Annotated in this window: 27 protein-coding genes; 20 read left to right on the top strand and 7 right to left on the bottom strand. The window is 68.4% G+C overall.

Annotated features, from left to right (window positions below):
- Positions 1-10: 10 nt before the first annotated feature.
- Both ABD330_RS09290 and ABD330_RS09285 read right to left on the bottom strand, forming a co-directional pair.
- Positions 11-151 (bottom strand): hypothetical protein, encoded by a 141-nt coding sequence (locus ABD330_RS09290; protein ID WP_344462825.1) that lies wholly within the window; start codon positions 149-151, stop codon positions 11-13.
- Positions 152-376: 225 nt separating this feature from the next.
- Positions 377-817 carry an ATP-binding protein gene (locus ABD330_RS09285; RefSeq protein ID WP_344462823.1) on the bottom strand — a complete coding sequence of 147 codons (441 nt, stop codon included), beginning with the start codon at positions 815-817 and terminating at the stop codon, positions 377-379.
- A gap of 272 nt (positions 818-1089) precedes the next feature.
- On the opposite strand from ABD330_RS09285, the gene ABD330_RS09280 reads away from it, so the two are divergent.
- The gene (locus tag ABD330_RS09280) at positions 1090-2403 is read left to right on the top strand and encodes an NsdA family TPR-like regulatory protein (protein ID WP_344462821.1); all 1314 of its coding nucleotides are present in this window, start codon (positions 1090-1092) and stop codon (positions 2401-2403) included.
- On the opposite strand, the gene ABD330_RS09275 is transcribed toward ABD330_RS09280, so the two are convergent.
- The gene (locus tag ABD330_RS09275; RefSeq protein WP_344462819.1) at positions 2404-2937 is read right to left on the bottom strand and encodes an NUDIX hydrolase; all 534 of its coding nucleotides are present in this window, start codon (positions 2935-2937) and stop codon (positions 2404-2406) included.
- Between the two features lie 256 nt (positions 2938-3193).
- Between ABD330_RS09275 and ABD330_RS09270 the strand changes: the two genes are divergently transcribed.
- The 6 genes from ABD330_RS09270 (at position 3194) to ABD330_RS09245 (ending at position 11130) form a co-directional block, all read left to right on the top strand.
- A complete protein-coding gene (locus ABD330_RS09270; protein ID WP_344462817.1) occupies positions 3194-3562 on the top strand; it encodes a hypothetical protein in 369 nt (122 codons plus the stop codon).
- A gap of 346 nt (positions 3563-3908) precedes the next feature.
- Positions 3909-5951 (top strand): ATP-binding protein, encoded by a 2043-nt coding sequence (locus tag ABD330_RS09265; protein ID WP_344462815.1) that lies wholly within the window; start codon positions 3909-3911, stop codon positions 5949-5951.
- 126 nt (positions 5952-6077) lie between these two features.
- Positions 6078-7754 carry an Eco57I restriction-modification methylase domain-containing protein gene (locus tag ABD330_RS09260; RefSeq protein ID WP_344462813.1) on the top strand — a complete coding sequence of 559 codons (1677 nt, stop codon included), beginning with the start codon at positions 6078-6080 and terminating at the stop codon, positions 7752-7754.
- Positions 7755-7767: 13 nt separating this feature from the next.
- On the top strand, positions 7768-8493 hold the full coding sequence (locus tag ABD330_RS09255) for a PaeR7I family type II restriction endonuclease (protein WP_344462811.1): 726 nt from the start codon (positions 7768-7770) through the stop codon (positions 8491-8493).
- A 474-nt stretch (positions 8494-8967) separates the two neighbouring features.
- Positions 8968-10245, top strand: coding sequence for a tyrosine-type recombinase/integrase (locus tag ABD330_RS09250; protein WP_344462809.1), 1278 nt, complete (start codon positions 8968-8970; stop codon positions 10243-10245).
- A 111-nt stretch (positions 10246-10356) separates the two neighbouring features.
- Positions 10357-11130, top strand: coding sequence for a hypothetical protein (locus ABD330_RS09245; protein WP_344462807.1), 774 nt, complete (start codon positions 10357-10359; stop codon positions 11128-11130).
- 62 nt (positions 11131-11192) lie between these two features.
- Here the strand turns inward: ABD330_RS09245 and ABD330_RS09240 are convergent, their stop codons facing one another.
- Together ABD330_RS09240 and ABD330_RS09235 are read right to left on the bottom strand one after the other, a co-directional pair.
- Positions 11193-11441, bottom strand: coding sequence for a hypothetical protein (locus tag ABD330_RS09240; protein ID WP_344462805.1), 249 nt, complete (start codon positions 11439-11441; stop codon positions 11193-11195).
- Positions 11442-11580: 139 nt separating this feature from the next.
- A complete protein-coding gene (locus ABD330_RS09235; RefSeq protein WP_344462803.1) occupies positions 11581-11997 on the bottom strand; it encodes a hypothetical protein in 417 nt (138 codons plus the stop codon).
- Between the two features lie 282 nt (positions 11998-12279).
- On the opposite strand from ABD330_RS09235, the gene ABD330_RS09230 reads away from it, so the two are divergent.
- The 11 genes from ABD330_RS09230 (at position 12280) to ABD330_RS09180 (ending at position 18491) form a co-directional block, all read left to right on the top strand.
- On the top strand, positions 12280-12498 hold the full coding sequence (locus ABD330_RS09230; protein WP_344462801.1) for a DNA-binding protein: 219 nt from the start codon (positions 12280-12282) through the stop codon (positions 12496-12498).
- Positions 12495-12659, top strand: coding sequence for a hypothetical protein (locus ABD330_RS09225; protein WP_344462799.1), 165 nt, complete (start codon positions 12495-12497; stop codon positions 12657-12659). Before ABD330_RS09230 ends, ABD330_RS09225 begins: the two co-directional genes overlap by 4 nt.
- Positions 12656-13087: a hypothetical protein gene (locus tag ABD330_RS09220; protein ID WP_344462797.1), complete on the top strand. Its 432-nt coding sequence runs from the start codon at positions 12656-12658 to the stop codon at positions 13085-13087. The genes ABD330_RS09225 and ABD330_RS09220 overlap by 4 nt, the downstream gene beginning before the upstream one ends.
- Positions 13084-13299 (top strand): hypothetical protein, encoded by a 216-nt coding sequence (locus ABD330_RS09215; protein ID WP_344462795.1) that lies wholly within the window; start codon positions 13084-13086, stop codon positions 13297-13299. The genes ABD330_RS09220 and ABD330_RS09215 overlap by 4 nt, the downstream gene beginning before the upstream one ends.
- Positions 13296-13970 carry a hypothetical protein gene (locus tag ABD330_RS09210; RefSeq protein WP_344462793.1) on the top strand — a complete coding sequence of 225 codons (675 nt, stop codon included), beginning with the start codon at positions 13296-13298 and terminating at the stop codon, positions 13968-13970. Before ABD330_RS09215 ends, ABD330_RS09210 begins: the two co-directional genes overlap by 4 nt.
- A complete protein-coding gene (locus ABD330_RS09205) occupies positions 13967-15139 on the top strand; it encodes a DNA cytosine methyltransferase (RefSeq protein ID WP_344462791.1) in 1173 nt (390 codons plus the stop codon). The genes ABD330_RS09210 and ABD330_RS09205 overlap by 4 nt, the downstream gene beginning before the upstream one ends.
- 119 nt (positions 15140-15258) lie before the next feature.
- Complete coding sequence (locus tag ABD330_RS09200) at positions 15259-16113, top strand: hypothetical protein (RefSeq protein WP_344462789.1); 855 nt, start codon at positions 15259-15261, stop codon at positions 16111-16113.
- Entirely contained in the window at positions 16113-16805 is a 693-nt protein-coding gene (locus ABD330_RS09195; RefSeq protein ID WP_344462787.1) for a zinc finger domain-containing protein, read from the top strand. Before ABD330_RS09200 ends, ABD330_RS09195 begins: the two co-directional genes overlap by 1 nt.
- Entirely contained in the window at positions 16802-17191 is a 390-nt protein-coding gene (locus ABD330_RS09190) for a hypothetical protein (RefSeq protein WP_344462785.1), read from the top strand. The genes ABD330_RS09195 and ABD330_RS09190 overlap by 4 nt, the downstream gene beginning before the upstream one ends.
- Positions 17188-17583, top strand: coding sequence for a hypothetical protein (locus tag ABD330_RS09185; RefSeq protein WP_344462783.1), 396 nt, complete (start codon positions 17188-17190; stop codon positions 17581-17583). Before ABD330_RS09190 ends, ABD330_RS09185 begins: the two co-directional genes overlap by 4 nt.
- A gap of 86 nt (positions 17584-17669) precedes the next feature.
- Positions 17670-18491 carry a hypothetical protein gene (locus ABD330_RS09180; protein ID WP_344462781.1) on the top strand — a complete coding sequence of 274 codons (822 nt, stop codon included), beginning with the start codon at positions 17670-17672 and terminating at the stop codon, positions 18489-18491.
- 34 nt (positions 18492-18525) lie between these two features.
- Here the strand turns inward: ABD330_RS09180 and ABD330_RS09175 are convergent, their stop codons facing one another.
- Positions 18526-18948, bottom strand: coding sequence for a hypothetical protein (locus ABD330_RS09175; protein WP_344462779.1), 423 nt, complete (start codon positions 18946-18948; stop codon positions 18526-18528).
- A 744-nt stretch (positions 18949-19692) separates the two neighbouring features.
- Here ABD330_RS09175 and ABD330_RS09170 point away from each other — a divergent pair.
- Positions 19693-20031, top strand: a complete 339-nt coding sequence (locus tag ABD330_RS09170) for an HNH endonuclease signature motif containing protein (RefSeq protein ID WP_344462777.1) — start codon at positions 19693-19695, stop codon at positions 20029-20031.
- 155 nt (positions 20032-20186) lie between these two features.
- Here ABD330_RS09170 and ABD330_RS09165 read toward each other — a convergent pair whose 3' ends face one another.
- Complete coding sequence (locus tag ABD330_RS09165) at positions 20187-20465, bottom strand: hypothetical protein (protein ID WP_344462775.1); 279 nt, start codon at positions 20463-20465, stop codon at positions 20187-20189.
- A gap of 448 nt (positions 20466-20913) precedes the next feature.
- Between ABD330_RS09165 and ABD330_RS09160 the strand changes: the two genes are divergently transcribed.
- On the top strand, positions 20914-21402 hold the full coding sequence (locus ABD330_RS09160; RefSeq protein WP_344462773.1) for a phage terminase small subunit: 489 nt from the start codon (positions 20914-20916) through the stop codon (positions 21400-21402).
- Positions 21403-21425 lie beyond the last annotated feature (23 nt).

Below are 21425 nucleotides of genomic sequence, written 5' to 3'. Positions count from 1 at the left end.
GGTGAAGCCGTCAGTCGTTGGTGTCGGTACGGCCGGTGGAGCCGCCGTCCGAGGGCTGCTCGCCGCGCGAGCGGGCTGCAGCGACCTTGGTGCGGGAGACGAGCAGGCCGTCACCCTCCAACTCGGTGTTGGTGGTCAGGTTCTCGGGCATGAAGCCCTCCTTCCGATACGGGGCAGGCCGATTGCCTGGCCCCACTGGTGTTGCGGCGCGAGTCACCCTGGGGGTGTCGGGTACTCGCACCGCGCCTGCGCATGCCCACACCCCTCAAGATCGGCGCGGGTCCTGCTGCAGGGTTCCGGCACCACCGACCAGCCTCGAAAGAGCCGACGGTGCCGATCCCTCCCCAGCCCTTGCCGGGCGGGGAGGAAGACTTGGTCAGGCGGTGGCCGGCAGGTGGCCGACCCGAACGATGGGGACGGCAGCTCTCACCCGGGCCGCCAACCGTTCGTCAGCTCCAGCCGTGGAGCCAACCTCGAACCACACGCGCTTCCCAGCGAGGTCTCTCTCGACGCCCCAGTCACTGGACAGCGCCTCGACCAGGAAGAGCCCTCGGCCCTCCGTGGCCTCCGTGCCAGCCTCGCCGAGTGCGGGCATCTGCTCGTCCGTGTCGGTCACTTCCACCCGCAGCCTTGCTCCGTTCCACCGCACGCAGACGGCGAACGCGGCCTCAGCGTGAGTAACGGCGTTGGTGATCAGCTCGCTGGACAGCAGCTCGACATCGCCCAGCGTGTCTTCGGACAGGGGCAGTTGCCAGCGACGCACCACTGCTATCACCCGTCGCCGAGCATCCGGCACGGCCTCGGCGCTGGGCAGCACCCGGAAGCCGTAAGGACCCTGGGTCGCAGGTGAAGTAGTGGCGGGCATCGCTGAGAACCTTTCGCCAGGAGGTAGATGCCGTGCCACGCCCATCGAGCAGGGCACAGCGTCCGGCTTCAGTCGCTTCCCTCGGGGCTGACCCCTGAAGGAATCTCAGAATCTCTCGCCGGTCCGTTTCGGGATAAGGCCAGCGTGTGTACCCACGATGGGTAAACTCGCGGTCAGTGATCTCGCGTGACTGTGAGCGATGATCTTCGGAGGGGGCGCCGGACATGACCGAACCCACAGCGCCACCGGGCCTGCCCGGCCGCCTGCTGGCAGACCCCGAGATGATCGCGGCCTGTTCGGCACGGGACTTCACGAAGATCTTCAGCCTTGCGAAGTCGAAGGCCGGCATCCACGCCTCGCGCATCGGCCGCCAGTGCGAACTCACACCGAGCCGGGTGGGCGAAGTCCTTTCCGGGCGCCGGAAGATCACGAACATGAGCGTGATCGAGCGCATCGCCGACGGCCTGCAGATTCCCGGCCATATGCTCGGCTTGGCCTCCCGCGCCTGGGAGCGTCCGAAAGTCCCCGCACCACGAGAGCCAAGGCCGGCGGCCTTCCAGGCCGGCCCCGGGCTTCAGCCCGCTGCCGTGCCGACCAGCGACCTGGACGACATCCTCGCCATCGCCGCGAACACGAAGGTCACACCCAGCACGCTGCGGTCCCTGCAGACCTCCATCGAGGACTACTGGCGACGAGACGACGAGCACGGCGGCGAGGCCCTGCGCCCGGCCGTGATCGGCCAACTTAGATACGTCAAGGGCATACTGGCCGACACCACGGACCCGAACTACCGCCAGAGCCTGCACGGAATCGCAGCCGAACTCGCACGGCTGACCGGCTGGACCTACTTCGACGCCCGCCAATTCAGCACCGCCAGAACCTACTTCACCGAGTCGCTCCGCCTGGCCCGGGCCATCGACGACCGCACCTTCGTCTCCAACGTCCTCGCCTGCCTGAGTCTCCAAGCCACCTACCAGGACCGGGCGGGGGAGGCCATCACACTGGTACGCGCCGCGCAGGACGCCGCCCGCGACGACGGCGGCACCCCACGGCTGATGGCGATGCTGTCCATCCGCGAGGCATTCGGCCACGCCAGCGGGCGGGACCAACAGGCAACCCACTTGGCCATCGACGAGGCCCAGCACCACTTCGAGCGGATCAACCCCACCGACGACGACCCACCGTGGGTCCAGTACTTCGACCGGACCAAGCTCACCGTCGACACCGGCATCGCCCTCGGGCAGCTCGGCGACGCAGCCGCCGCCGAGCCACTGATCGCCGAGGCGCTCCGCAACGAGCCGGAGGTGAACCTGCGCGGCCGGGCCTTCCACTCGTTCTGGCTGGCCCGGACCCAGCTGCAACGCCGCCAGGTCGAAGCGGCCTGCAGGACAGCGAGCGACGCCCTGGACCTGGCCGCGACCGTCGACTCTCCTCGCGTTGCAGCGCACCTGCAGGAGTTCCGCCACCTGCTCACGCCGTTCCGGACGTTCCGACCGGTCGTCGAGCTGGAGGCCCGGCTGAGAGAGGCGACGGGCTGACTACAGGCCCGCCTCGTCCAGCAGCAGGTAGAGCACGCCGACGAGCGAGCCGCTGCTGACGATCTCCCGGCGGTCGATCATCCCGCGCAGATCGGACAGCGGGATCCACTCCAGGCGATCGGACTCGTTGCGCTCGGTCGGCGGTCCCGCGTACTCCACAGCATCGGCACGGAACACGAAGTGCTCGGAGTCGGTGATCCCGTTGGCCGGCTGGGCGTAGATCAGCGGCCTCATCTCGCCCGTGCGCCAGCCGGTCTCCTCCAGCACCTCACGGGCAGCACCCTCGGCCGGGGTCTCGTCAGGCTCGATCAACCCCATCGGGAGCTCCCAGGCCCAGGAGTCCGTGATGAAGCGATGCCGCCACATCATCAGCACCTGCTTCTCGCTGTTCACCACGGCCGCCACCGCCAGGTGCCGCAGCTTGAGCACGTGATGCTCCCAGCGGTGCCCGTCCGGTTGCTCAACGTCGACCAACCACACGTTCACCCAAGGGTTTTCGTAGATCGGACGTTCCCCATGGATCTTCCACTGCATCGCTGCGGCCCCTCTCGATGGACCATCAGCATGTCAGACACAGGCCCTCCGGTCGGCACGTTCCGGCGGTTTCGCGTCACACTGACGAATAGAGTCGGCGTCGATGCCCGCAGCCCCCACGGCATCGGCATGCTGACACGACGGCACCTCACCCAGCCGAGGTGACCTTCAGCTCAGAGTTTGATTCATCTTGGGTGTACCGGAACCGCTCCGCTTGTAGCCTTCCCCGAACGTACAGAAGCAAGGGGAGGGCTCGATGAGCAAGATCGAGATGATCAAGCTGCTGGACTTCTATCGGGAGCACGGTTACCCGATGAACGGCGCGGCCTACCAGCGGATCACGAACCGCGTCGCCAGCGGCGAGTACCCGGTGTACGCACCTAGTCCGAAGGTGCGCTACATCACTCCGGAGACCGCCGAGAAGATCCTCAAGGAGGTGCCACCGCCCACCAGCGACAAGGAGGTGGAAGAGGACATGGACACCGTCGGCCACGGCCAGCCCAGTACGCAGCAGCCTGACGAGGATGGAGCGGCGTCAAGCGAGTTGCGGGCGCTGCGCGCAGAGGTAGCGCAACTGCGACTCGCCATAATCGGCCTGACGGAGACCCTCAAGAACCACGCCTGAGCTGCTTGGCCACAGGCGCGTCTGGTCTCAGTTTTGGTCTCTTTCATCGCCGTTCAAGCGGGTTCAATCGCCACTCCAGCGGCCAGAAACCCGCAGGTCAGGACGCATACGGACCCCACCGAACAGCCCCGTGCAGAGTTGGAAAGCGTGTTGGGGGCAACCCCTCACGAGTTCGAACCTCGTATCCTTCGCCGGCAGAGGGCCCGCACCGTTCTACGGTGCGGGCCCTCTGCGTTTTCCAGGGCGAGGCCGACGAGGAGGCCACTCTGTGAGCATCTCCGTCGCCGAGCACGCTCACACAGCGCCTACCGATAGGGTTGGCGGCGCCGGAGCGAGGAGGAAAACCATGGCGCTGACCACGTCGCTGGCTGGCCGGGTCCGGAACACGAGTCTGCCGAAGACTCATGCCCTCTTGCCGCTCCTTGAGGCCGTCGTTAACGGCATTCAGGCGATCGACGCCCGATTCGGCGACGACGTCGAGCGTGGCCATCTGAGCGTCAGGATCCAGCGCAGCCCGCTAGAGGAACTCGACCTCGGTCCTGCTGGCCCTGGGCGCATGCCGCTGAAGCCCATAGTCGGCTTCAGCGTCGAGGACAACGGAGTGGGCTTCACCCCGGAGAACATGACCTCGTTCGAGACGCTGGACAGCGACCACAAGGTCGCCATCGGCTGCCGTGGCGTGGGACGCCTGCTCTGGCTCAAGGCGTTCGACAAAGTCTCGATCCGCAGCGCCTATGAGGACGAAGCCGGAGGCCTCCACGAACGGCAGTTCCGGTTCTCCGTAGAGGGGGAGGTCGAGCCGGACGCGGAAGCGGTTGGCCTGGGCAATGTCGGCACGACCGTGAGCCTCGACGGGTTCAAGAAGCCCTACCAGCAGAGCGCGGTGAAGTCCGTCGACGCCATCGCTCGCGAGACGTTCGAGCACTGCGTCTGGTACTTCCTCCGCCCAGGCGGCGCGCCTGACATTACGGTGACCGACGACGACGAGACCGTCTCGCTCAAGGACCTCATGGACGACTTCGTGTTCTCCGCGATGCCGACGACATCTATCGACGTCAAGGGTGAGAAGTTCGACATGGTCAACCTCTGCCTCAAATCCTCGACGCGCAATCCCGCGCCACGGCTCTACTGGTGCGCCGCGAGCCGCGTGGTCATGGAGGAGAACCTCACCAGCAAGGTGCCAGGGCTCTACGGACGACTCAAGGACGAAGCGTCCTCCGCGTTCACGTATGTCTGCTACCTGTCTTCCAGCTTCCTCGACAACCACGTCCGCGCCGACCGCACGGCCTTCGACATCGCCGAGCGCGTGCCGGGCGCGACGCTGTTCGAAGACGTGTCCCTGGACGACATCCGCGAGGGCGTGCTCAAGGAAGTCGAGAGGATCCTCGCCACCCCGCTCAGCGCAGCGCGCGAAGAAGGCAAGGCTCGGGTCAACGAGTTCGTGAGCAACCGTGCGCCGAGGTACCGGCCAGTTCTGTCGCGGATCGAGTCGCTCGGCGTATCCGTGGATCCGTCCATCAAGGACCACGACCTTGAGTTGTTGCTGCACGGCAACCTGCAGAAGCTCGAAGCCGCCGCGATCGCGGAGGGCCACGCCGTCTTCGCTGAAGCCGGCTCCGCTCAGCCGGAGGACTACGCCGAACGCCTCGCTCGGTATCTGGACACGGTGAAGGACATCAACCAGTCCGACCTGGCCGCGTACGTCTCGCGCCGGCGAGCGATCCTCGACGTACTCGCCAGACTGATCAGGTCCGACGACCAGGGCAGGTACAGCAAGGAGGACGCCATCCACTCGCTGCTCATCCCAATGCGAACCGACTCGAACGAGATCGGCACCGACGCCTCGAACCTGTGGATCATCGACGAGCGGCTTGCGTTCCACGACTACCTCGCCTCCGACAAGACGCTCAAGAGCATGCCGATTACAGGATCCGAATCGACGAGGGAGCCCGACGTGCTCGCGACTCGGCTCGTCGGCTCCCCGGTGCTGGCCTCGGAGGGCGAGTCGCTCCCGCTGCCGTCCATCGTCGTGATCGAGATCAAGCGGCCGATGCGTAACGACGCGTCGGAGGACAAAGATCCGATCCAGCAGTGCCTGGAATATGTGAACCGTGTGCGCGCCGGTGGCGTGAAGACGGCATCGGGGCGGCAGATCCCCGAGACGCATGAGGCGCCCGCTTTCTGCTACGTCGTCGCCGATCTCACGCCGACGATGGTGCAGAGGTGCAAATATGCGAGCCTGCGTCCCACCCACGACGGACTCGGTTACTTCGGCTTCAACGAGCCGTACAAGGCATACATCGAAGTGGTGAGCTTCGACCGTCTTGTCAATGCGGCCACTGAGCGGAACCGAGCGTTCTTCGACAAATTGGGGCTTCCGTCCAGTTGATCGATGATGGGGCTCGTCGAGAACGGTGCTGCCTGCGCGGAAGGATCCTGAGCGGCCTCCCATGGAAGGACCACCCGTTCGTGTCTGGCCAGAACGGCACCGCAGGGGCCCCTGTAGTGTCGAGTCGTGACAGCTCTAACCCTCTTCGGCGCCGACCATCCAACTCTCCCCGACCTCCCGTCGGAGGCAGTCGAGCATGGTGAGGTCTTCACGCGGCGCTGGGTGGTCGAGCTGATCCTTGACCTCCTCGGCTATACGCCCGACAAGGACCTCTCGGAGTTGACGGTCGTCGAGCCTGCCTGCGGAGCAGGGGCGTTCCTCGGCGTGATCGCCTCACGGATCAGTGCCTCCTGCCGAGCCCATGGGCGCCCGATCTCCGATGCAGCGGAAGCGCTCCATGCCTTTGACCTGCTGGAGCGCAATGTCGCGCTGAGTCGCGGACTCGTCGAACAGAAGCTTTACGCCGACGGGTGGGGGCGTGAGGATGCCCGGCAGGTGGCGGCCGGCTGGGTGAAGCCAGGCGACTACCTGCTTCAGCCGGATTCAGCGCACCTCGCGGACATCGTCGTCGGCAACCCGCCCTACATCCGGCTTGAGGATGTCCCCAGCAAGCGAATGGACGCCTACCGGGGCGCCTGCTCCACGATGGGTGGTCGGGCCGATATCTACATCGGCTTCTACGAGGTGGCCCTGCGGAGTCTCAAGCCGGGCGGTCAGCTCGGATTCATCTGCGCCGACCGCTGGATGCGGAACCAGTACGGCCGCAAGCTGCGACAGCTGGTCACGCGCCGTTTCAGCATGGACCTGGCCTTGGCCATGCACGACGTGGACGCTTTCCAGGATCAGGTCTCGGCCTATCCCGCGATCACGATCATCTCACGCAGGGAGCAGAGCAGCGCCGTCGCTGCCGACACGACCCGTATCTTCGGGGAAGCCCAGGCCCGCAAGTTCCTCGCCTGGTACCAAAGCAGCTCCCCGGAACCGGTCACGACCAACGCCCTGCAGGCCGCCCGCCTGCCGCACTGGTTCCCCCGAGAGGACTCGTGGCCGTCTGCTTCACCGGCCAGGCTCGCTGTCCTCGAAGATCTCAGTGAGCGCTTCGGCCTGCTGGAGGACGAGACGACGGGAACCCGCGTCGGCATCGGCATCGCCACGGGCGCGGACAAGGTCTTCATCACCGATGACGAGAAGCTCGTCGAGGAGGACCGGCTTTTGCCGATGGCCATGGTCCGCGATACCACTAGCGGCACCATCCACTGGAACGGCTCCTACCTGGTCAACCCGTGGAACGCCCAGGGTGAGTTGGTCGACCTGACCCGCTACCCACTGCTCTCGGCTTACTTCCGTAAGCACGGCGACGCACTGCGCAAGAGGTACGTGGCGGTCAAGCAGCCGGAACGCTGGTACAAGACTATCGACAAGGTCGACCACCGACTGACGGCCAAGCCCAAACTCCTCTTCCCAGACATGAAACTGACGATCCATCCGGTCATCGACGAGGGTGGGCTGTACCCTCACCACAACCTGTATTTCATCGTCTCGGATGTCTGGGACATGCGAGTGCTCGGTGGGTTGCTCCTATCCAAGGTCGCGGAGGCCTTCGTGGAGGCGTACGCGGTCAAGATGCGAGGGGGAACCCTTCGGTTCCAGGCGCAGTACTTGCGCAAGATTCGCGTGCCCGACCCTGCGACCATCCGCGAGACTGACCGGGCTGCGCTTGCCGAAGCATTCGACAAGCGTGACGTGAAGGCCGCCACGGAGGTTGCCCTTCGCGTCTATGGACTCACCGAGCTGCCTGATTAGGGAGGAACGGACCTTGGCGGTTACCCGTCAGGACTTCGAGGACGCCATAGCGGCGTACTGGGGAGCCAAGCAGTTGCAGGACGAGCAATCTGCGATCAAGAACGTGGTCGGCGCTGGCACTGCTGGGTCAGTGCGCGGCGGCAAGCACTTCGATGCGATCACGGTCCTCTTGTCGAAGTTCTTCCTGGAGGCCGGCTACCCGCCGGAGAGTATCCGCGTCACCAAATCTCAGGGCTTGGAGCTGCCCGGCTACTACCGCCCGCAGAAGCAGTGGGACCTTGTGGTCGTCCACGAGAACGTGCTGGTCGCGGCCTTCGAAATGAAGGCGCTGGGAGGGCCGTCCTACAGCAACAACTACAACAACCGAGTCGAAGAGGCGCTCGGTAGTGCGGTTGACCTCCGCCGAGCCGCCCTCGCGGAGCTGTTCCCGAAGGAAAAGCCCTGGCTCGGCTACTTCTTCATCATGCAGGACGGCGAAGGCTCTCGGCGGCCTGTCAAGATCGCCGAGGGAGCCTTGCCTGCCGACGAGATCTGGCACGGCACCTCTTACCAGGACCGTTTCGGCATCTTCTGCGAGCGGCTGCTGGGCGAGCAGCTCTACGACTCCGCGTGCTTCGTCACATCCTCAGCCGAGAATCCGAAGCCCATCGAGCTGGTGGAGGGTCTCGACTGGAGGCACTTCGCAGCTGGGATAAACGCTCGCCTCACGTATCTGAAGGAGCTCGGTCTGCCCGGCTAGAGCGACCTCGGTGCTGAACGAGCCGACAGGGGCGGGGTCCGGAGGAGCCCCCGCCGGGGCATCCGCGCGGCTGGAAGCCACGCCGACGGGCGGAGGGCAATCCACCTCGCCAGTTCGGACGGAGCGAAGCGGGCGCGGCACTGCCGGATCGGCCGGAGGCCGATATCAGCGCAGCGCAGGCCAGGGCCGACGGGCGCCGGGACAGTTGCAGTTCCAGTTGCATTCGTCTCCGTTCAGCGCCGTCCAGAGCCCTACCTTCGAGACGGTGCGCCGCAGGTCAGAACCCCAATGAACGGGCCTGGATCCCCGGACGAACAGTTGGAAAGCGTGTTGGGGGCAACCCCTCACGAGTTCGAATCTCGTATCCTCCGCCAGCACCACACAGGGGCTGACCTGCGAAAGCGGGTCAGCCCCTTCTGTTTGCCCGCCGAAATTACAGCACCGGTGTCAGCACGGCCGGGGTAGATTCGTCACATGGCATCCATTCGCGTTCGCGAACGCAAAGACGGCGGCATCACGTACACGGTCACCTGGCGTGACGGCGGGGCTCGCACCGCCAAGCAGGAGTCCGAGAAGTTCGACGACATCGACAGCGCCGAGCGCTTCCAGAACCTCGTTGACGGCTTCGGCCAGCAGTGGCCGCCCGGCTGGATCCGGGGCCGCGGGTTCGTCGAGGAGACGCCGGCCGAGCCCGAGGCCGAGGTCGACCCCGAGACGATGTTCGAGGCGTACGCGCTCAAGTTCGTCGATCTGCTGACCGGCGTGCAGGGCGGCACCAAGGCGAAGTACCGGAAGATGATCGAGCACAGCATGGTTCCGTGGTTCCGCGACTTCTCGGTCGCCGACGGCGAGCTGTCCATCACGAGCGACGCGATCAAGTTGTGGGTCAACGACCTCGGAGCGGGGCGCTGGGGGCCGCACCCGCCCGAGGGTGCGCGCAAGCGCCGCAAGCACCGGGCGAAGACCATCCGGGACGAGCACGGCCTGCTGTCGAGCATCATGAAGGCCGCCGTCGTGGCCGACCTGCGCGCGGCCAATCCGTGCGATGGCACCCGACTGCCGCGCACGGACGACACCGACGCCGATGAGATGTGCTTCCTGGAGCACTGGGAGTACGCCCTCATCCACAAGCACTTGAAGGCCGATGCCGCCGACCTGGTCGAGCTTGCGGTCGGGACTGGCATCCGGTGGGGCGAGCTGTCCGCCTTGCAGAAGCGGGACATCGTCCGGCGCAACGGGCGCCCGGCGCTGCGGATCCAGCGGACGTGGAAGCTCGACGAGAACGGTGCGCGGTACATGGGGCCGCCGAAGACGAAGAAGTCGCGGCGCACCATCGTCCTGACGGCACGTCAGAGTGAGATCGTCCAGCTCGCGGCCCGGGGCAAGGCGGCGGACGGCCTTCTGTTCCTCGCGCCGCAGGGCGGCGCGTGGCTCCCGGTGGGCTTCCGGCGCCAGCGGTGGTTGCCGGCCATCGCGATGGCCCAGGAGGAGGGGCTGACCAAGTCGCCCCGCATGCACGACCTGCGGCACACGCACGCCTCGTGGATGATCGCGGGCAGGCTCCCGCTGCCGGCGCTCCAAGCACGGTTGGGCCACGAGTCGATCCAGACGACGGTGGACGAGTACGGGCACCTGCTCTCCACCCTCGACGAGGAGGTGATCACCGCCGTGGACGCCGCGTTCAGCCTCACCCTGGTTGCCCCTCCGGCCGACGTGGTGCTAGCCCGCGCGGACCTCGCCGAGGCCGCCTGACCCTGACCCTGGCAGCACAGTGCCCCGGATCGCGATCGGTCCGGGGGCACTTGTGTGATGACTTAGGGGAGTTGACTCCCAGAAGCCGGTGCGTGCTGCCATCCTGATCAGATGGGGATCGAGGAAGAAGAGGCGTGGGAGCTGGACATGGTCCTCGGGCAGACAGTGGCCTTGCTTGAACGTCGTGGCCACCATGAAGCCTGGCGACTGCTCTTGGACGCCACCGGACTTGACACCGAGGTCACCGAGGGGGGCTTTGGGGGTCCAAGCTTGGCCTTCATCCTTCTGGTCGAGCCTCACATGTCCCCGCTGTTCACCGACGACGTGCACGAGCTCATTCAGGATGCGTTCCTTGAGGTCGCTCGGCGTCGTGGCTTCCGGAACGCATACCACCTATTGATCAGGGACGCCTTGCCCGAAGTCGGCGAGGACTGGCGAGCGCAGTACAAGTCTCTTGCTGCCGCACGCCCCACAAACCAGGCTCGTCGAGAGCGCACCGGCCCAAGCGTCCTCACCGAGGACGGACTCGCCCTGGCCAGCCAGGAGGAGCGCACCGTCTACCTTGCGCTCAAGGAGATCCAGACGACGGTGACTCCGGAGGACAGGACCATCGCGATCGCGCCTCTGCCAGGAGTACGCCTGAGGGCCGGCCATACCTGGACTCCCGACATCACCGTCTTCGGGAACGGCCGCATCGTCATCTTCGAAGTCGACGGTCCTCACCACCGCCAAGCCCGCCGCTACGCCGACGACCGTAACCGCGACTTGCAGTGGCAACGCTGTGGAGTCCCAGTGGTCCGTCTGCCTGTCGAGGACCTCACCAACCACGATCAGCTGATCAAGCGGCTTCGCGAGGAGATTCTGCGGCACCTCTGGCCGCGGTGATCAGTGGCGGGATCACAGGTCACGCCGACGCCAGTGCGATTCGGCGTGACCTGCGGCACCGCTTATTCGGCAGGCAGGGCGAGGGGTCCACCCTTGATCAGGTTCTCTATCTGGCCGGCCAGCACGTCCGCCGCCCGGCTGGCGTCCACTCCTCCGGCCATCCACGTCCGGACGTCCGCAGTGTGCTGCGCCAGTTGTTCCGCCGACACGATCCGGGGGTCTCCCACGATCACGAGTCGGCCGTGCAGCACCACCAGCATGAGCGGAACGCCCTCGTCGAGTTCCGTCAGCTCGTGGGTGGCTCTGTTCACTCAATCCCCCTCTTCCGGGCAGCGCGCGGCCGTCCCCCGGCTGCTGCGCCCACCTGCCCAAACGCCTGTTCGACCATACGCCCGCGCTCGCGGTGGTGCTAGGACGATCGAATCCAGAGGGGGTGTGTATAGGGACCAACTAGGACGCATCCGGCGAGGACTCGTTGAGCCTTGAACTGAGCGCTTCAATCACTGCCCGCGCCCGGGACAGGTCTTCCGGCTGCATGCCCTCAAGGTGGCCGATGATGGCCCGCATGTCCTCGGGCAGCTCAGACAGCTCGGCGCTGGTGTACTCCAACCACTGCGCGGCTGCGGCCCTCTGCACCTGCGGGAGTGGCAGACCGAGCCCCACGGCCAAGGCGCGCAGTACGCGCGCCTCCGGCGCCCGGGTCACGTTGCCCTTGACCAACTTGTGCAACCAGGTCTGGCCGACATGCTCACTGGTCTCGGGATCGACGCACAGAGCCGCGAGCGCCTGATAGGTCATGTCTTGCCGATCCAGCGCGGAACGCACCATCTGCGTCAGGGCATCGCTGCCCGTTGTGCCCGTGGTCATCCCCGGTTCCCTTCGCACGCTTCCCCCGACGCTGTGGCAACGCCGGAGTACTGACGGTCGGGTCCAGACCACTCCCGACCGCGTTCGCGAACGAGGCTAACAGTCAACATCAGGTAATGGCACATCTTCGGGCGTCAGCACGGACGCGAACACGCCATTTTTCACGGACGCTTGCCGAACGGTCACGACGCGTCATGAAAAAGTCATTCGCGTTCGCGAATACGGACGTGTAGCGTCACGCCATCGCACGGAAGTGACACAAGCGGACTCGAAGGAGCGTGAATGGTCGCCCTACTCGACTACGCCGGCGCTGCGGAGGTTCTGGGCCTTCCCGAGACGTGGCTGCGCCGGAACATCAGGCGGATTCCCCACGAGAAGTACGGCAAGTACGTCCGGTTCGGCGAGCAGCACCTACAGGCGATCCGGGCGATGCACGAGGTGCAGCCCGCCGGTCGGCCCGCCTCCGGCCCGGCCGACCTCGTCCCCCGGGGCGTCCGATGACCAACAGCCCCGCCGGGGACATCCGGATCACTGCCGAACCCGACCTCGTCGAGGCCGTCCTCGCCGCTCTCCGGTCGGCTTCCCCGCTCACCGTCACCCGGGTCTCGAAGGCCCAGCCGGAGGCCGACGGCCGCCAGCGGCTGTACGTGAGGGTCCGATGATCCGCGCCCACCTTCACCCCGACCGGCACACCGTCCGGGTCGACGCCACCGACGCGGCCGAGCGGCTGCTCGACGCGGTCGCGTTGGCGTTCGCCGCCGACGAGCAGGGCGTCGCCGTGCTGCTGCGCGAGCTGGCCGAGGCCGCCGACCGCCACCGTTCCCGCCGGGGCGACCCGCGGGCGACCGAGTACGGCCGGGAGTCCGCCGCTGCCGCGCTCGACGCTGTCCGCGACGACGCGCGCCACGGGATCCGGCAGACGTTGGAGCGCCGCCGCGCCGACCTGCTCGACACACTGCCGGCGGTCGGCGGCCTGCTCGCCGCCGATCTGACCTGGCGCACGTCCGTCGCGCTCGCCGACCAGTTGCGCGCCCTCGCGGCGCAGACCGTCGCTGGGCGCCGCGTAATCGAACTGGAGTCCGATCAATGAGTCGAGTCAGCCAGCCCGACGCGCAGGCGGCGCGGCCGGGCGTGCTGTTCATCGGCGCCGCCACCGTGGCCACCACCACCGAGGAGGCGCGGGAGGTGTGGCGGCAGGCGCACGCCGCCGGCCAGCCGCAGTGGCACCTCGACCTGGTCGCCGGCATCGGCCGTACCAAGCCGGGCGCCCGCCCGGCCGAGCCCATGGCGGGTGCGGCGTGACGCGGCCGAGGGTGTGCGGCCTCGACCTGTCCCTGACCGGGTCCGGCGTGGCCGGGGCCAACTGGGCCCGCACGGTGGCCAGCAGCGGTCACCGGGACGACTCGTTCCTCACGCGCGGCACCCGGCTGCACCGCCTCGCCGGCGGTGTGGTCGCGCTGGTCGGCCGTTGCGACCTGGTGGTCGTCGAGGGTCCGGCGTACAGCCGCACGACCGGATCGGCCTGGGACCGGGCCGGGCTGTGGTGGCTGGTGGTCGACGCCCTGATGCACCGTGAGATCCCGGTCGCGGTGGTCGCGCCGACCGCGCGGGCGAAGTACGCCACCGGCAGGGGCAACGCCAGCAAGGCCGCCGTGGTCGCCGCCGTGCGCCGCACCTACCGGGTGCCGGTCGCCGACGACAACCAGGCCGACGCGTTCACGCTCGCCGCGATGGGGCACGACTGGCTCGGCGCCCCGCTGGCCGAGGTGCCCGCCGGCCAGCGGTGCGCCCTCGACCACGTCGCCTGGCCCGCCACGTCCGGCCCCGCGCAGCTCGCCCTCGACGGCGGCGCCGTGCCTTACCGCGACACCGTCGAGCCGGTGCGCCGCCCGCGCCGCTCGGCACCTGCGGCCGGTTCGCCCGAGATCGGGCCCGGCCTCGGGCAGCTCGACGCCTTGGCGGTGGCCGAGTGAGCGGCGAGCTTCGGATCGGGTCGCTGTGCAGTGGTTACGGCGGCCTCGACATGGGCGTGCAGCAGGTGCTCGGCGGGTCGGTGGTCTGGCATTCGGACATCGACCGCGGGGCGCAGCGCATCCTCTCCCACCACTGGCCCGACATCCCCAATCTCGGCGACCTGACGGCCGTGGACTGGGCGGCGGTCGAGCCGGTCGACATCCTCACCGGCGGGTATCCGTGCCAGCCGTTCAGCACGGCGGGACGCCGGAAGGGAACTGAAGATGACCGGCACATCTGGCCGTACATCGCCCATGCCCTTGGGGTACTACGACCCAGGATCGCACTGTTTGAGAACGTCTCAGGGCACCTTTCCCTGGGATTCGACGCCGTCCTCGCCGACCTTGCCCGTCTCGGGTGGGATGCGGAATGGGTGTGTGTACGTGCGTCCGATGTCGGCGCGGCCCACCAGCGCAAGCGGCTGTTCATCCTGGCCTGGCCTGCTGCCGACGCCGACGGCGGGGTTCGTGCAGGACGCGATCTCGCCCGAGCGCTGGCTCGCCCGGCGGGCCAGGATGCGCGAGCGGCACGGGACGGCCAGCGACTCGGGGCTGCCGCTCGGTCTGGCGGTGCGGTTGCTGCCGACGCCGACGGCGTCGGAGGCCAGCGGGCCCGGTCGGATCGACGGTCCGCGGGCGGACACTCTGCGGTCGCGGGTGCGGTTGTTGAAGACGCCGACGGCGCAGCTGGGGGTGAACGGCGGGACGCAGCACCCGGACAAGCGCAAGGCCGGCGGGCACGGGCCGACGCTCGCGGACGAGGTCGAGCACCTGCTGCCGACTCCTCGGGCGAGCGACGGGACCAAGGGAAGCCCGAACCAGCACGGCAGCAAGGGGGACTTGACCCTGTCGTCGGCGGCGTACCGGATTGGGGCGCCTATGGCTCGGCGGTCACGCGGTGGGAGGAGTTCACCCGTCCCGCTCCCGGGCCAACTGACGATCGAGGACGCCTGAGCCCTCGGTTCGTCGAGTGGCTCATGGGCCTGCCCGACGGCCACGTGACCGGCGTTCCGGGGCTCGGCCGGCCCGCCCAGCTGCACGCGCTCGGCAACGGCGTGGTGCCCCAACAGGCGGCCTACGCACTGCGGTTGCTGCTCGACCGCACTGGGCCTCTACTCCCGTCCGGCTGACCGGACCGGCTTGGCACATCCCCTGATTCTCTCAACTTCCGCGAGGAGTAAGCACGGTGAGTCTTTCCGCCCGGGATTGGGTCTGGGAGCGGTCCCGCACGCGCGGCACCGCCCGGCTGGTGATGCTGTCGCTGGCCGACCACGTCACCGGGCCCGAGTGCCTGGCCTACGGCAGCACCCGCTCGCTGGCCGGGCGCACCGGGGCCGGCGAGCGCACCGTCGTGACCGCCGTCGACCGGGCCCTCGCGCTCGGCGAGCTTGAGGTCGTCGAGGGGCGGCGCGGGCCGCGCGGCGAACGCGTCTATCGCCTCCCGCGGGCCGTTGGCTGGGTGCCCGGAGCCGCCGAGCCGGCCGAGCCCGAGAGCCCCGAGCAGCCTGGTGAGGGGTGCGGAATCGGCACCGGCGGGGGTGCGGAAACGGCAGGGCGGGGGTGCGAAAGCTGCATGGGCGGGGGTGCCGAATCGGCACCCGGCGCGAGCAGCGCATGCAAGAACTGCACCCCCGGGGGTGCGGAAACGGCAGGGCGGGGGTGCGAAAGCTGCATGGGCGGGGGTGCGGAATCAGCACCCCAGAACCTGAGTGAACGGGAGAGAACGGGAACTGAGTGGGAGCAGCGCGCGGGCGCGCGCGAAGCCCCTGCCTCTGCTGCCCGCTTCGCTCTGCCCGCCGACTGGCAGCCCGACGACGCGCTGATCGGCTGGGCCGGTGTCACCGGGCACTTGCAGCGCCTCGGCATCGACGGCATCGACGGGGCCACTGCCAAGTGGCTGGCCCACCGGGCCGACACTCCGGCCCGGACGGCCGAGCAGTGGCGGGCCGACTGGCGGCAGTGGATCGCCCGCGAGCGCACCGGCCCGCAGCTTCGGGCCGTGCCCGGCGGCGCCGGCGGTAGCGGCGGCACCCGCGCCGGGCGCAACGCCGAGCTGTTGCAGGCCGCGCTCGCCGAACTCAACACCCAAGGGGGGAACGCCTGATGACGCCGAACGAGGTTGCCGCGCTGCTGGCCTACGTCGCCGAGCTTGACCCGCGCACCGCCAACAGCAACCAGGACGAGGCCGGCGAGCAACTGCGGCGCTGGTGCGACCTGTTGCGCGATGTACCGGCCACGGCGCCGGACGGCTGGGACGCCGCCGCCGTGGTGCGCCAGCACGTGACCGAGTCGCCGTTCCCGATCCTGGCCGTCGATGTCACCCGGCCGTGGATCGCGCACCGCCGCTCGCTGCTCGCCCGCCACACCGACCCGGCACCGCCGGTGGACCCCGACGATGTCGCCGGGTGGCAGGCCGCGATCCGGGCGCAGCGCGAGGCGGTCGCCACCGGCCGGGCGGCGCCGAGCGCCTCCCGGGAGCTGACCAGCGGCGCGCCGCACGCCGAAGTCGCCGCCCGGATCGCCGCTGCGGGCAGTCCGCTCCCGGTCGGGGCCGCCGACGCACTGCGGCCCTACCGCCCGGCGAAGGCCGCCCGGGAGGCCGCCACCAGCGAGGGCCGACCCGACGAGCTGTCCGTCGTCTGCCCGTGGTGCCGCGCCCCGGTCGGCGAGCAGTGCCGGCGCCGCACCAACCGCGGACCCGACCGCGCCGGGAGCTGGCACCGCCGCGCAACCGTCCACCCCAGCCGCCGAGAGGCCGCCGCCGCCCGGCTCGACCGCAAGGAGAGTGCCGCATGACCCCTCGCCACCGCCGCCGCGCCCGCACCAACAGCACCCACAACCAGACCTCCTACCGGCTCACCGCGACGTGGCCGAGCACCACCCGGCCGACCCTGTTCCAGACCACCGACCGGCGCCGCCTCGACAAGGTCGCCCGGCAACTGGCCGGGGCCGGCGCCACGGTCGACATCGAGGAGCACACCGGCCACGGCGCGTGGACCGCGCTCCGCCGGCTGGAGCCGTCCCGGGCGCAGCGCCCGCGCCCCACGGCGGCCGGTCAGCGGGACAGCGGCCCCGAGGAGCGGCTCGACGGCGTCGAGCGGCTGATGAGCCGCCCGCCGATCCCGCGCGACGGCGGCAAGCCGCAGGCGCGCACCGTCGCCCACGGCCGGGGGATCCGATGAGCGCCCCGGACCGCGCCGATGTCACCGTGCTGCTGCACCTGGTCGAGCGGGCCGAGCGCGGCAGCCTGCTGCCGGCCGAGGCCGCGATCCTGCGCGCCGGGATCCGCGATCTGGCGGAGTACCGGGAGTGGTGCGCCGAGTGGAGCCGGATCGCCGACGACGGCCGACGCTACTTGCACGTGATGCGCCGGGCGCTTCGCCGCGCGGTGGTCAGGGCGCAGCGCGGCCGACGGGCCGAGGCCGAACTCGCCCGACTGCGCGCCGCCACCACGGCCGTGCCGGACGGGCAGGCGTACGAGGCGCTGCTCGCCGCCCAGTTGCTCGACGGCCTCGCGCTCGCCCGCGCCGCCCGCCGCCTCGAACCCGTCACCCGACGGACGGCGGCCCCCTGACCGGCCTGGGCGCCCCCGTACGCCGCAGAGGGGCGCCCAGGCCCACCAACCCCGTTCCACCCGCACCAGACCGGAGAGAGCGCACCGTGTACCAGCCCGCCGACATCTACCGAGCCGCCGACCAGCTGCGCACCGTCCGCACCGAGTGGGCCGCGCTGCTGATCGCCATCGAAACCCCACCCGCCGCCACCTGGCCGCCCGCCCAGCTCTCCACCCATCTCGCCCAGCAGCAGGCCGCCGAGGCCGACCTGCTCGTCGCCGACCGCGCGCCGTTGACCCTTCGCCAGCACCCGGCGCCAGCCAACCTGACCGCGCTCGACGCCGCCGTACGCGTCGAGGGTCTGCTGTTCGACCTGGCCGATACCCTCGCCGCCGCCGCGCAGCGCCCGATCGGCCGCCGCCTGGTGTCGAGCCCGGGACGGCCCGAGGTGTGGGCCGACGACGCGGCCGACGCCGCCGACCCCCGCCGCTGGCGCTTCCGCAGCCCCACCGACCCGGGCAGCCGCCGCCACGGGCTCCACTTCGCCGCCCTGTGGGTCGAGGGCCGTCTCCTCGACGAGGACACCGCGCCCGAGCGGCACCTCGACGGCAGTCCGGCACCCGCCCTGTTCGCCCGGCTTCCCGAGCACCTGCGGCACGAGACGATCCGCGTCGCCCGCCAGTGCGAGCGCTTGGTGCTCCGAGCGCTCGAACTCGACGAGCGCGAGACCCCCGTCGAGGGGCGGCCATGCCCGTGGTGCGATGGCGAGCTGATCCTGCACACCGCTGGCGGGAAGCCTCCCCGGGTCACCTGCCAAACCGGGCCTAGGTGCCCTGCTCCCGTAGCAATCGACGAGCGGAGTCGGCGTGTCTGGGAGGTAGCCGGGTTGCCAGCCCTAGTCAGTGCGCTCGGACGAGCATTGTACTAGTCAGCTCGTCACTGGCGATATCCGAGTCGCTGCCCTAGCCGGTCTCTGCGCTACGTGCGTGAGGCCGGCGAATCCTTCCCGGCTCATCTAGGTCGGCAGGATTCATTGATTCTGCCGCTTCGATTGCAGACACCAAAACAGGGAGCAGGCGCCGCGGACTGTCCATCTCACCACTGGCAATTACCTGATCGTGGGAATCGCCAATATTGTTACTGATACTGGCGTGGACCTCGATCAACGCACCGCCGTAAGCTAGATCCTTCGGCACTACATAGACAGATACAAAGCGATGCAGATCTACCGTGTCGTCGTAGCGGTAGCGCGTGTACTCGGTCCCGCCGTGCCGATCCGACTCGTCGGTCAACCAGTCATAGGGGGCCGGCACCTGCGCAACGCCCTCACACTCCTCGAACCTGCCCCAAATTTCTTTTCCCCAGTCCTGATCGTTGTCCCTCATCGCAAGCGCACCATCCATCCCTCGGCAACCGCCTTCAAGGGGGCACCGTTAGGAAGCAGGTACTCGACACTCCCTCCGCCCTGTCGGACGAGCTTGGGTCCAAGAATTGGCCCGTCAAGCTCGCGCGGGTCAATCAGCAGGACGTACCGTCGCGGAATATGAGGAAACGGCAGCCGGAGATAGTCAATTGCCTCCTCGGAAGAGTAGGGGGTTGGAGTGACCCACATTTTCCATCTCAGGTCCTCCCGGCCCGCGAAGCTTTGCAAGGCATAGTCAGGGATGTAGTGAACGAACATGCGACCGCCAAGCTCCCTGGCCACTTCCTCTATGCCCGCAGGGTCATCCCGTCGTTTCATGAGCCGCTCGGCCTGCCACTCGGGGCCCAGCCCAGCACCCAACATGTCCCGGTCAAGCGTCGTTGCTAACCACCCGCAGCCGCCCATTCGGATCACCACCTTCGCGACACCATCAGCCTCTCTCCGATGCCAGCAGGTCGCCAGTCACCAGATGCACCTGTGCTCGACCGGCCGCCGGTCAATGCCCTACCTCCGGCCCTGCCGCCCCATGACGCCGCGCCGACACCGAACAGACTTGCGCCGTTGCCCAATCGTGATCTAAAGTTCGAAGCGCTTCCGGCGTGCCCGGATTCCACGAACTTCCGACCCGTCACCAACTTCTCGGTGGCGGGTCTTTCGCATGTCCGGGATCCACCCCACCGGGACCGGACGACCACCAGGGGGTGAGATGCGGCGACCACGCCCCTGCCTGGTGTGCGGCACCCTCACCCGCAACCCGAGCCGGTGCAACACCCACCAGACCGAGTGGCAGGCCCAGCAGGACCAACGCCGGGGCAGTGCCTCGAAGCGCGGTTACGGCTCGGCCTACCGCCGCACCGCCGCCGCCGTGGTGGCCAAGCACCGTACCCAGTACGGCAGTTGGTGCCCCGGCTGGGGAGTCGCGGCCCACGCCTCCACCGACCTGACCGCCGACCACGTGGTGCCGAAGTCCGCTGGCGGCAGCGACGAGACAGCCAACCTGGCAGTGCTCTGCCGCTCGTGCAACGCGCGCAAGCACAACCGGTAACCCCTCACCAGGGAAAGTCACACTGCGTGAGTGCAGACCCCCGTCGTGGCCGCATACCGGGGGGTGGGTAGAAGTCGCGCGCATGATCATCTACGGACCCGGCCCCCCGCCCCAAAGTTTTCTGTACGGGTTCCGAGCTCTTTTTCGGCCAGGCTCTACAGCGCGGAGGACTTGCCGCCGAGTAGCCCGAGGATGCCGCCAAATCCCAGCTTCTCAATCGTCGCCAAGTTATCAAGCAGCTGCTTTGCCTGGTCATTCGGGTTCTTTACCGCAACGGTGATCCATACGGAGGCGACAAGGCACGCAATTGTCAGCCCCAACACTGAGAAGAAGACGAGGCGGAAGAGTGGTGTCACCTTGGCGACCTCGACCGGTGGCGCCAGCGTCTTCCCAGGTACATCGACCAGGGTGCCGCGAGTAGGCTCGATAGTCACTTTCCGTCACGCTCCCCTGTGCGAGGTCCTGAACTGCTGGACGGCTCACCAGGGTGTGCCTCGGTCCCTGTGGCGCTCGTGTCGGCGTTTACGACTCTGAGGAGCCGTTCGAACTGCTCAGGGGTGAGTGCCGCCGTAGCGCTCAGTTCTGTGACGCTGCCATCGGGTTTGCGGACGAGGACCGTAGTCGTTCGGACGTTGTGAAAGAGCGCGCGGACCACAGCGCGTGCCGACCTGGACACTGCGGCGCCTGTCGCGGTCGCAGCCGTTGCAGCCACCGCGGTGCTGATCTCTGCCCAAGGCAACGCCATGTCAACTCACCTCCCCTTCGTTGTAGTTATGAGATTACTCACAGATCCATGCTCCCACGCGCAGTCTCATTTCGTCGCCTCGACGGCGAATCGGTACAGCCCCTATCTGACACGAGCTGGACGGCGGAGGTGGTGGGATGCCGGGCCCGTTGCCGAAGCCGGCGGAGCAGCGGCAGCGCCGCAACGCGCGTGACCTGGGCGCCGTTTCGGCGCCCACTGGTGCCATTCCGGACCCGCCGGTGTTGGGTGCCGATGCCCTGGCCGCCTGGTGCTCCTACTGGGGTGACGTGGTCGCCGGCGTAGTCCGCCCGGCCGACACCTCCCTCGCCGTGCGGTGGGCCCGCAACTTGGACCGGTATCACCGGATCCTGAGCCTTGCAGACGCCGAGCCGGTGACCATCGGCTCGACCGGCCAGCCCAAGGCGAACCCCTTGTACGACCTCGCGTACAAGATCGAGGCCAGCGTGCGGGCCGACGAGGCTCAGCTCGGGATCGGCCCGCTGGCCCGGCTGCGGCTCGGGGTGAAGCTCGCCGAGGCGCAGACCTCGCTCGCCGACCTGGCGGCCGACATCGACGCCGAGGGGGTGAGCGCCGATGACGACCCGCGCTCACTCCTCACCGGCTGAGGTGCTGCCGTGGCCGGACTCCG

The organism is Kitasatospora kazusensis (assembly GCF_039529945.1).
Taxonomy (GTDB): Bacteria; Actinomycetota; Actinomycetes; order Streptomycetales; family Streptomycetaceae; genus Kitasatospora; species Kitasatospora kazusensis.
The sequence above is the reverse complement of the archived record's forward strand: the minus strand, read 5'-3'. Positions and strand labels throughout refer to the sequence as shown.